Origin of the sequence: Geomonas sp. Red32, assembly GCF_023652955.1 — a bacterium.
In the GTDB taxonomy this organism is placed as follows: Bacteria; Desulfobacterota; Desulfuromonadia; order Geobacterales; family Geobacteraceae; genus Geomonas.
The window spans coordinates 497,213-507,624 of the sequence record NZ_JAKLOY010000004.1; the positions used below are offsets into that span (position 1 = coordinate 497,213).

At 60.0% G+C, this 10,412-nt stretch carries 9 protein-coding genes and 1 rRNA gene; 1 reads left to right on the forward strand and 9 read right to left on the reverse strand.

Going from position 1 to position 10,412, the window contains the following annotated elements; all coding sequences use genetic code 11:
- Positions 1-267: 267 nt before the first annotated feature.
- The 8 genes from L4X63_RS23910 to L4X63_RS13785 all read right to left on the reverse strand — a co-directional run bounded on the left by L4X63_RS23910 (position 268) and on the right by L4X63_RS13785 (position 8,861).
- Complete coding sequence (locus tag L4X63_RS23910; protein ID WP_250679216.1) at positions 268-639, reverse strand: 4Fe-4S dicluster domain-containing protein; 372 nt, start codon at positions 637-639, stop codon at positions 268-270.
- Positions 636-944, reverse strand: coding sequence for a nitrate reductase cytochrome c-type subunit (locus L4X63_RS13755; RefSeq protein WP_250679217.1), 309 nt, complete (start codon positions 942-944; stop codon positions 636-638). The genes L4X63_RS23910 and L4X63_RS13755 overlap by 4 nt, the downstream gene beginning before the upstream one ends.
- 33 nt (positions 945-977) lie before the next feature.
- On the reverse strand, positions 978-3,296 hold the full coding sequence (locus tag L4X63_RS13760) for a molybdopterin-dependent oxidoreductase (protein ID WP_250679218.1): 2,319 nt from the start codon (positions 3,294-3,296) through the stop codon (positions 978-980).
- Positions 3,297-3,336: 40 nt separating this feature from the next.
- Positions 3,337-3,570 (reverse strand): chaperone NapD, encoded by a 234-nt coding sequence (locus L4X63_RS13765; protein ID WP_250679219.1) that lies wholly within the window; start codon positions 3,568-3,570, stop codon positions 3,337-3,339.
- A 408-nt stretch (positions 3,571-3,978) separates the two neighbouring features.
- A complete protein-coding gene (speA, locus tag L4X63_RS13770; RefSeq protein ID WP_250679220.1) occupies positions 3,979-5,895 on the reverse strand; it encodes a biosynthetic arginine decarboxylase in 1,917 nt (638 codons plus the stop codon).
- 40 nt (positions 5,896-5,935) lie between these two features.
- Positions 5,936-7,066 carry a carboxynorspermidine decarboxylase gene (gene nspC, locus L4X63_RS13775; RefSeq protein WP_284694639.1) on the reverse strand — a complete coding sequence of 377 codons (1,131 nt, stop codon included), beginning with the start codon at positions 7,064-7,066 and terminating at the stop codon, positions 5,936-5,938.
- A gap of 20 nt (positions 7,067-7,086) precedes the next feature.
- Positions 7,087-8,289 (reverse strand): saccharopine dehydrogenase family protein, encoded by a 1,203-nt coding sequence (locus L4X63_RS13780; protein WP_250679222.1) that lies wholly within the window; start codon positions 8,287-8,289, stop codon positions 7,087-7,089.
- 26 nt (positions 8,290-8,315) lie between these two features.
- Positions 8,316-8,861: a helix-turn-helix domain-containing protein gene (locus L4X63_RS13785; protein WP_250679223.1), complete on the reverse strand. Its 546-nt coding sequence runs from the start codon at positions 8,859-8,861 to the stop codon at positions 8,316-8,318.
- A 377-nt stretch (positions 8,862-9,238) separates the two neighbouring features.
- On the opposite strand from L4X63_RS13785, the gene L4X63_RS13790 reads away from it, so the two are divergent.
- Positions 9,239-10,111 (forward strand): bifunctional 5,10-methylenetetrahydrofolate dehydrogenase/5,10-methenyltetrahydrofolate cyclohydrolase, encoded by an 873-nt coding sequence (locus tag L4X63_RS13790; RefSeq protein WP_250679224.1) that lies wholly within the window; start codon positions 9,239-9,241, stop codon positions 10,109-10,111.
- Between the two features lie 197 nt (positions 10,112-10,308).
- Here the strand turns inward: L4X63_RS13790 and rrf are convergent.
- Positions 10,309-10,412: ribosomal RNA gene (gene rrf / locus L4X63_RS13795) — 5S ribosomal RNA — on the reverse strand; the annotation flags it as partial.

Here is a 10,412-nt window from a genome sequence, read left to right on the forward strand (position 1 = left end):
CGGGCCACGCAATGCTAACGCTTCAATTTAGCAGGGATTCATTGGTGTCAGGAAGCTTGAGAGGGGGGCCCGGGAGGGGCGCCGTTGTATAACTCCCGCATACACCCCCTCCCCCACTGCCGGGGCAAAAAACGGCGCTAACCGGCTAAGACATCGGGATTTCATCGTTTTACCGGGAAAAGCGGGGTGTATAGAAGATATATGCGGATTTTTGGAGGAGTGGACAGACAGACGGCGGGAGGGGAAGGAGTCCCGCGGGGAGGGGTGTCACCCGGCGTTCTCCGCGGGTTCCCGGCGGGCGAGCACGATTGCCTTGGGAAAGGTCGGGCAGAGATCCTGACAGATGCCGCAGCCGGTGCACCGGGCGGAGTCGACCTCAACGCCTACGCTTGGGACGAGCGTGATCGCCTCCTCGGGACAGCGCTCCAGGCAGGAGAAGCATCCGCAACTGCGTGCCAGGCAGAGCCCGGGGGAAGGTGCCGCCACCAACTCGGGCCGAGGGAGTAAGCTTGGCTCCCCTCCCTCGGCCCGTTCGGTGGAAGTACTCGTCTCCGCGCCCCGCAGGCCAGCCAGGTCCAGGGCGGCGCTCCCCAGCGAGAGCACCCCCTGCCTGAAAAATTCCTTGCGGGAAATGGTCACCGGCGGCCCTTCTTGCGAGCCGGTTTGGCGGGTTCCTGGGGCGCGGCGTCCGGCACACTGCGCACGTGGCACTGGGTGCAGGCGGTCCGCAGAGGATGCGGGGTATAGGTCGCCTTCCCCGGGGGCCAGTGGCAGCCGAGGCACTCCTTGGCGGTGGCGTCGTCCTGGATCCGGTGCGGAATGACCGGCGGATCGCCCTCGGCGAACCGGGCATCGGCATCGATGTTGCCGGCGGCGGCCAGCAGCGGCGTTGAGCCGAGCGCGACCAGCATGACGATGAAGCTACTGCAGGTACTGAATTTCATGTATGAACCTCCTCGACCACGCGATGTCCGTTGTCAGATCTTCTCCACCTTGACTGCGCATTTCTTGTAATCCGGCTCGGCGGAAATCGGGCAGTAGGCGTCGATGCAGAGTTCGTTGATCAATTTCCCTTCGTCGAAGAAGGCCACGAAGACGTTCCCGCGCTCAGCCCGCCCGCGGCCACGGAGATCGGCGGTCAGCACCAGGCTCCCGCGGCGGGACGACATTTTCACCTTGCCGCCGTGGTGGATCCCCAGCCGCGCGGCATCGTCCGGATGCATCTCGCAGACGGCCTCCGCATAGGCCCGCTTCAGCTCGGGAACCCTACCGGTCATGGTGCCGGTGTGCCAGTGCTCGAGGACGCGGCCGGTGCAGAGCCAGAACGGGTACTGCCGGTCCGGCACCTCGGGAGCCGGTTCGTAGGGACGCGCCCAGATGACCGCCTTGTAATGGTCGGGCTTGTTCTTGTAGAACTTGATCCCCTCCCCCGCCTTGACGTACGGATCCTCCCCTTCGAGATAGCGGTAGCGGGTCTCCTTGCCGTTCACCACCGGCCAGCGCATCCCGCGGACCTTCGTGTACTCCTCGTAGGGAGCCAGGTCTTTCCCCATCCCCTCGGCGAATTTCCGGTACTCCTCCCAGATCTCCTTCTCCGGATAGCTGTAGGGGAAGAGGTTCCCGTGGCCGAGGCGCTTGGCGAGCTCGATGGTCTGCCAGAGGTCGTTCTTCGCCTCACCGGGGGGATCGACCATCTTGAACCACTGCTGGGTGCGGCGCTCGGCGTTGCCGAAGGCCCCTTCCTTCTCCACCCAGGAGGCGGAGGGAAGCACGACGTCGGCGATCTCGGTCGAGCGGGTGGGATAGATGTCGGAGACGATCAGGAACCTCCCCTCCCCTTTCTGGGCCCCCTTGCGGTAGCGGTTCAAGTTGGGAAGCGACTGGAACGGGTTGGTGACCTGGCTCCAGAGCACCTTGATGTCGCCCCGGTCGAAGGCGCGGAACATCTCGGTCGCGTTGTAGGTCGGCTTGGCCGGGATCTTGTTGGGATCCACCCCCCAGATTTTGGCCGCCTTCTCCCGGTGCTCGGGGTTCATGACCACCATGTCGGCCGGAAGCCGGTGGGTGAAGGTGCCGACCTCGCGGGTAGTCCCGCAGGCGGAAGGCTGTCCGGTCAAGGAGAACGGGTTTTCGCCGGGGCGGCAGATCTTCCCGGTCAGAAGGTGCAGGTTGTAAACGAGGTTATTGACCCAGGTGCCGCGGGTGTGCTGGTTGAACCCCATGGTCCAAAGCGAGTTGACCTTGCGGTTCGGATCGGCGTACAGGTGCGCGAGCTCGACGATGGTGGCGGCGGGGACCCCGGAGAGCTTGGATACGTGCTCGGGAGTGTACGGCTTGAGGAACTCCTTGTAGGCGGAGAAATCGATCGCCTTGGCCTCGTCGGCAAACTTGAACTTGTCGGTGAGACCGTAGCCTATGTTCTCCTTCCCCCTCTTGAAGACCACGTGCTCGTCGATGAAACGCTGGTTGTAGAGCCCGTCCCGGACGATAACGTGGGCGAAGGCGTTCAAAAGCGCCAAGTCGGTCTGGGGAGCGAACGGGACGTAGCGGTCGGCCATCTGGGAGGTGCGGGTCTTCCTGGTGGCGAAATCGATGATCTTCACCGCCGGGTTGTTGCGCTTGTTGTCCAGGATCCGCGAGAAGAGCACCGGATGGCACTCGGCCATGTTGGCTCCCCAGAGGAAGAAGGTATCCCCAAGGTCGAAGTCGTCGAAACATCCCATCGGCTCGTCGCTCGCGAAGGTGGTCATGAAGCCGGTCACCGCGGAGGCCATGCAGAGACGGGCGTTCACCTCGATGTTGTTGGTGCCGATCCCCGCCTTGAAGAGCTTGCTGGCGGCGTACCCTTCGAAAACGGTCCACTGGCCGGAACCGTACATGGCCACCGAATCGGGGCCGTGTTTAGCGATGGATTCCTGGAACTTGGAGGCGATGAGGGTCATCGCTTCGTCCCAGCTGGCCTCGACGAGCTTGCCGTTCTTGCGGATCAGCGGGGTGGTGAGCCGGTCCGTACCGTAGAGCACCTTGGCGAGGAAGTATCCCTTGACGCAGTTGAGCCCCTTGTTGACCGAGGCTTCCGGGTCCGCCTTGGTCGCCACGATCCGGCCCTCCTTGACCCCGACCAGCACGCCGCAACCGGTGCCGCAAAAACGGCAGGGGGCCTTCCCCCAAGTGAGCCCGCCTTCGGACGCCTGGGCCTCATCCGGTTGAATGCCTTTTAGGCTGGTGACTCCCGCGGCGGCGAAGGCTGCCGCTGCCGCACTCGCCTTGAGAAACGTGCGCCTGCTGAGTTCCATGATTCCTCCTGATAGTGACTTCTCCATGACAATGCGTTACTTACAGATCCTCGAAACTGTGGTAGGCAAGCCGGACCGCGCTGACCCCGTCGATCTCGTGGATCCTGGTGACGAGGCCGACCTCGCCCTCCACGTCCTCGGCCTCGATCACCGCTACGATCTGCCCTTCCGGCAGCACACCGTGGACTTCCACACCGGCGAGGGTGGAGATGACGCCGGCCGCCGCCTGGCAGCTCTGGGGATGGCAGGTAATCACGACACCTGAAATGGGCACAGCAGACCTCCTTGTGGCCGCCTCGGCGGACGGGTCGACGGGCAATGCAACGGTGGCAAAATTGGGCGCCCAATGATGGCCGTTCCAGCGGCCAAAACGTTTGACATAAGTCAAATACCCTCTTTTTTGTCGGGAATAATCGGCAGGGGGGAGAAGCAGGCACTCCCGAGGAGTTTACCACTGAGAACGACACTTTCCAGCCAGAGGCAGTCATAGCGAGAATGCTGACTGGATCAGCAAGGGCACCAGCCAATGATACTACTGGATCAGGAAAACAGGCAGTGAGGTAGGGAGTAGGTTGAAAAGGAGTGAAGAAAAGAGTGGAGAGAGTTGAAGCCGCCGGTATGGTGAAGTTATCAGCAAAAAAGCCCGCCCCTTTGCCAGGGCGGGCTTCGTTGTTTGAGCGGCTTACTCTCCGAGGTAGGTGTAAGACTGCAACGTCTTTTCCATCAGCTCGAGGAAATGGCTGCTCTCCTCGATGGAAACCTTCTGCAGGGAGACATCCTTCTCGAGGTTGTTGCGGATCCGTTTCAAGATCTCGGAGCTGTCGTACTGGACGTACTTGAGGCTCTCCCAGGTGGTGTCGCCGGTGATCACCGTGTCGATCTTGTAGTTGGTCTTCTTGTTGAAGGTGATATGCACCGCGTTGGTGTCGCCGAACAGGTTGTGCATGTCGCCAAGGATCTCCTGGTAGGCGCCGATCAGGAAGAAGCCGATGTAGTAGTCCTCGTCAGACTTGATCTTGTGCAGCGGCAGCGCCTTGGTGCGGCCGGTCTGGCCGACGAAGCTCGTGATCTCGCCGTCCGAGTCGCAGGTGATGTCGGCGATGGAGGTGAGGACGTCCGGCTTCTCGTCCAGCCGCTGGATCGGTACGATCGGGAAGAGCTGGTCGATGGCCCAGGAGTCCGGGATGGACTGGAAGAGCGAGAAGTTGGTGAAGTAGGTCTGTCTGAGGGAGAGCTGGAAGTTCTGCAGCTCCTCCGGGATCGGCTTCAGCTTTTCCACGATGTTGTTGATCTTGCGGATGATCCGGGAGTAGATCCATTCCGCGTGCGCCCGCTCGTTCATGTTGAGGTAGCCCAGGTTGAAGAGGCTCACCGACTCCTGGATCAGCTGGATGGTGTCGTGGTAGTCCTCCCTGAGGGAATGGCGGTCGATGCTCTTGTAGATATCCAAAAGCTTCTTGACGGTCGGGGAAAGCTCGCCCACCTTGCTGGCGTCGCTTAAGACCGACTCGAAATCCGGGAGCAGGGTCTGGGTGTTGTTGTTTAGAACGTTGGTCACCAGCACGGAGTAGTGGGCGACGGTAGCGCGGCCCGATTCCGAGATGATGTTCGGGCAGGGAACGCCGGCGTCGTCGCAGATGTTCTTGATCTGGTAGATGACGTCGTTGGCGTACTCCTCGATCGAGTAGTTGACGCTGGAGAAGTAGCTCGACTTGGAGCCGTCGTAGTCGACCCCGAGGCCGCCGCCGATGTCGAGGAACTCGAGGTCGACGCCGAGCTTGCGCATCTCGGCATAGATCCGGGTCCCCTCGATGAGCGCGTTCTTGATCTTGTCGATCTTGGTGATCTGGCTCCCCACGTGGAAGTGGAGAAGCTTCACGCACCCCAGCATGTTGCTTTCCTTGAGCTTGTCGATGGCGGCTATGATCTCGGAAATTCTCAAACCGAATTTGGCGTCGTCCCCGCCGGAGGTCGACCATTTGCCGATCCCTTTGGAGGAGAGTTTTACCCGGATCCCCAGCTTGGGGAGGATGCCGGTCCGCTTGGAGACCTCGACGATCTTCTCCAGTTCGAAGAGCTTCTCGATGACGATGGTGATGTCGTAGCCCACCCGGGTGGCGAAGAGCACCGTCTCGATGAACTCGGTGTCCTTGTAGCCGTTGCAGATGATCGGAAGGTTGCTCCCGGTCGACATGGAGATGGCCGCCACCAGCTCCGGTTTGGAACCGACCTCGAGGCCGATGTTGTACTTCTTGCCGAAGTTGGCGATCGCCTCGACCACCTGGCGCTGCTGGTTCACCTTGATCGGATAGAAGGTCTGGTACCTGGCCGGGTAGTTGTTCTCCTGGATGGCGTTCTTGAACACCCGGCTGATGGAGGCGATACGCCCCTCGAGGATGTTCATGAAGCGAAGCAGGATGGGAGGCTTGATCTTCCTCTTGATGAGGTCGTCCATCAGCATCCTGAGATCGATCGAGTACTTCGAGTTCGGGGAAGGATGCACGCAGACGTTCCCCTTCTTGTTGATGGAGAAGAGCTCGGCGCCCCAGTTTTCGATGTTGTACACCTTGGAAGAATCGTTAATGGTCCATTTGGGCATAGTTGGCGTCACCTGTACAGTTTGAGTATGAAGCTGAGGCTCACGACAAACGGGATTTGAAGTCCTGGTAGTTGAAACGGCGCACCACCTCGAGCTCGCCGGTACGGGGTTCGAAGGTGCAGATGCTGGGATGCTGGATCCCGTTGAAGGTGGTGGTCTTCACCATGGTGTAGTGCGACATGTCGAGAAAGGTCAGCCGGTCCCCGGCTTTGAGCGGCCGCTCGAATGACCAGTCGCCGATCACGTCGCCAGCCAGGCAGGAGGGCCCGCCGAGCCGGTAGTCGTGCGCCTTGACGCCGGGATCGAAGCCATCCTGGATCTCGGGGCGGTACGGCATTTCCAGGATGTCCGGCATGTGGCAGGTTGCCGAGACGTCGAGGATGGCGATGTCGGCCTGGTTATGCACCACGTCCATCACCTCGGAGACCAGGATGCCGGTCCCGATAGCGATCGCCTCGCCCGGCTCGAGGTAGACCTCCACACCGTACTTGCCGCGGAAGTATTTGACCAGCTCCACGAGGGCATCGATGTCGTACCCCTCCCGGGTGATGTGGTGCCCTCCCCCGAGGTTCAGCCATTTCATCTGCGGCAGGAACTCGCCGAACTTCTCCTCGAAGGCGGCGGCGGTCCGCTGCAAGGGCTCGAAGAGCTGTTCGCAGAGGGTATGGAAGTGAAGGCCTTCCACCCCCTTGATGGATCGCCCCTCGAACTCGGCCCGCACGATCCCCAGCCGCGACTTCGGTGCGGCGGGGTCGTAGATGGCGGTATGTCCCTCGGAGTGCTCCGGGTTGACCCTGAGGCCGACGGAGACGCGGCCGGCTTCGGCCTCCCAGAGCGGGCGGAAGCGCTCGAGCTGGTTGAACGAGTTGAAGACCAGGTGGTTCGAGGTGGTCAGCAGCTCGCGGATGTCGGCCTCCTTGAAGGCGGCCGCGAAGCCGTGCACCTCGCCACCGAATTCCTCCCGCCCCAGCCTCGCCTCCCAAGGCGAGCTTGCGCAGACCCCTTTCAGCGTCTGCGCGATGATCGGAAAAACGCTCCACATGGAGAAGGCCTTGAGGGCCATCAGGATCTTGGCGCCGCTCCGCTTTTGGACCTCGTCCAGAATGGCCAGGTTATGGCGCAGCCTTCCCAGATCCACCACGTACGAGGGGGAAGGTGCCAGCCTGGTCATTTCTTCGACGTGCAGCCGGGTCACGCAAGCTCCAGCCAGTCGCCACCCTCGATGACCTCGAACGGGAGGCCGTAGGCGGAAAGGACTTCGAGGAACGGTTCGGGATCGAACTGCTCCATATTGTAGACGCCAGACTGGTGCCACTTGCCGGAAAGCATCATGATGGCTCCCACCACGGCGGGGACACCGGTGGTGTAGCTGATCGCCTGCGACTTCACCTCGCGGTAGCACGCTTCGTGGTCGCAGATGTTGTAGATGTAGACCTGCTTCCTCTTACCGTCCTTGATCCCTTTGGCCACCACGCCGATGCAGGTGCGACCCTTGGTGAGCGGCCCGAGGCTCCCCGGGTCGGGGAGGACGGCTTTCAGGAACTGCAGCGGGACGATCTTCTGGCCGTTGAACTCGACCTCATCGATGCGGGTCATGCCGACGTTTTGGAGCACCTCGAGGTGCTTCAGGTAATTGTCGGAGAAGGTCATCCAGAACTGGGCCTTTTTGATGGTCGGGATGTGCTTGACCAGCGACTCCATCTCCTCGTGGTACATCCGGTAGATGTTCATGGGGCCGATGCCGTCGGGGAAATCGAAGGAGCGCTTGGTCGCCAGCGGACCGGTCTCCACCCAGGCGCCGTTCTCCCAGTGACGGCAGGAAGCGGTGACCTCGCGGATGTTGATCTCGGGGTTGAAGTTGGTGGCGAAGGGCTGGCCGTGGTTGCCGGCGTTGGCGTCGATGATGTCGATCTCCTGCACCTCGTCCAGGTACTTCTTGGCCGCCAGCGCGGTGAAGACGTTGGTGACGCCCGGGTCGAAGCCGGAGCCCAAAAGCGCCATGAGACCGGCCTCTTTGAAGCGGTCCTCATAAGCCCACTGCCAGCTGTACTCGAACTTGGCGGTGTCGAGCGGCTCGTAGTTGGCGGTATCGAGGTAGTCGACACCGGTGGCGAGGCAGGCGTCCATGATGGTCAGGTCCTGGTAGGGGAGCGCCACGTTGATGACCAGCTTGGGCTGCTCTTTCTTGATGAGCTCGATCAGCTCGGGAACGTTATCGGCATCCACCTGGGCAGTCTTGACGGGGAAATGCGGGATCTGCTCAGCGATGGCCCGGCACTTGGACTCGGTCCGGGAAGCAAGGGTGATCTCGGTGATGATCCCTTTGGCCTGGGCGCACTTGTGAGTGACGACCCCGCCGACTCCGCCCGCACCAATAATCAGTACTTTGCTCATGTAGATTCTCTCTCCTGTCGTGTTGTTCAATAGTAGAAGGTGGGCGGCGTGACTACCCAGAGGAGCTTGGCCGCACCCTTGCCAATATTCTTTACCGTGTGACGGTGGTCCGAGGAGAAGTAGAAACATTCCCCCTTGTCCACCGTGTAGACCTTGTCGTCCAACCGCAACTGCACTTTTCCGGAGATGACGAAGCCAAACTCCTCGCCTTCATGCATCGGCTGTTCATCCATTTCCCCGCCCGGTTCGAGGGTCACCAGCACCGGATCCATCTCGCGGTTCTGGGCTCCCGGCACCAGCAGTTCCACCTTCACGTTGTCCCCGTCGTCCGTCGCTTGTACGCGGGATTCCTTCCCGAAGACCACATCCTGGGCGGGCTCTTCGCTGAAGAACTCCTGCATGCTGATACCGAGAACGTCAACGATGTCCTTCAAGGTGGCAATGGAAGGAGATGTGGCGTCGTTTTCAAGCTGGGAAATGAAGCCTTTGGTAAGGTCGGCGCGGCTGGCAAGTTCCTCTTGTGTCAAGGAGTTAGCCATTCTGAGCCGCTTCAACCTCTCACCGATCTTCACGCAGGTCCTCCAGTTTAGCAATGGTAAACATTTTGTATATTTTGGTACTCTAGGCTTTTCACGATGGTTTGTCAACGAAAAGTTTAGTAATGGTATACTTCCTGTTTATTGGTTAAGAAATACAAATCTTCTCTTCTCCACTTTAAACAGTAGAGATTTAAGGTAAAATTTCACCGTTTGCCGGGGGCCGGTGCGAAGCTTTTACACGCGCAAAACTGGCCAAAACTCGCAAAGACCGGCAAGCGGCGAACGTATACGTCCTGAAAAGTTGTAAACATTGAGAGGTAAAGGGTTTTATGCTAACAGAAAGGAAAAGGGGACAAGTCAGAAGCCGGCCAAGAGTGCCGATCTGCCGGACTCAATAAGGAAGGAAAAACATGAAACTACTCGATGGAAAACTTTGTGCGGAAAGTCTGGTCGCAGACATATCCCGCCAGGTCGCGGTACATGTGGCGGCGGGGCTCCGCAAGCCGCACATGACCGTAATCCTGGTGGGAAACCATGCCCCCAGCGAATCGTACGTAAAGTCGAAAATCACCACCTGCTCGCTGTCGGGGTTCGATAGCAGTCTGGTCCGCTTCCCGGAAACCGTCTACGAACAAGAGCTCCTGGCCAAGATCGAGGAGATAAACCTGGATCCCTCAACCGACGGGGTAATCGTACAGCTGCCGCTGCCTGCCCACATCGATCAGCAGAAAGTGATCAACAGTATCTCCCCCGACAAGGACATCGACGGCTTTCATCCCACCAACTTTGGCAGGATGGCGCTCGGGCAGAAGGCATTCCGTCCCGCCACGGCTTACGGCATCTGTAAGCTGTTGCAGTTTTACCAGGTACCGGTAGTAGGGAAGCACTGTGTGGTTATCGGCAGGTCGAACATCGTAGGTAAGCCGATCTCCATTATGCTTTCCAACGATTTCGACATCGGCAATGCAACGGTCACGCTTACTCACATCGAAACGCCCCGAGAACTGCTGCTGGACGAGACGCGCAGGGCCGACATCGTTATTGTCGCGGTGGGAATTCCCGGGTTCGTGACGCCGGACATGGTGAAGGAAGGGGTGACCCTCATCGACGTCGGCATCAACCGGCTTGAGAGTGGGAAGATTGTCGGCGATGTGGCATTCGACGCCGTGGCCCCAAAGTGCGCCTGGATAACGCCGGTGCCGGGAGGGGTCGGGCGGATGACGGTGGCCGCCCTGATGATCAACACCCTGATCGCCTATCAGAACAATTTCAACCTGGTCTAGCAGATCGGGTCGAAGAGACCGGAAAAAAGCCCTGCTGGGAACAACCTGGCGGGGCTTTTTAATTATGGAGGAGAAGATGCTCTCGGGTGAGGAGTTTTTAGAAGAGTCAACGAAGGCGCCCAAGCTTTTCAACACTCGAGTTGAGAGAAAAGGAAAAGCCCCGCGCTGGAATACCCAGGCGGGGCTTTCTATTAAATTCCCTGCGGCGACCTACTCTCCCACACCGTTACCAGTGCAGTACCATCGGCCCTGAGAGGCTTAACTTCCGTGTTCGGGATGGGAACGGGTGTGGCCCTCTCGG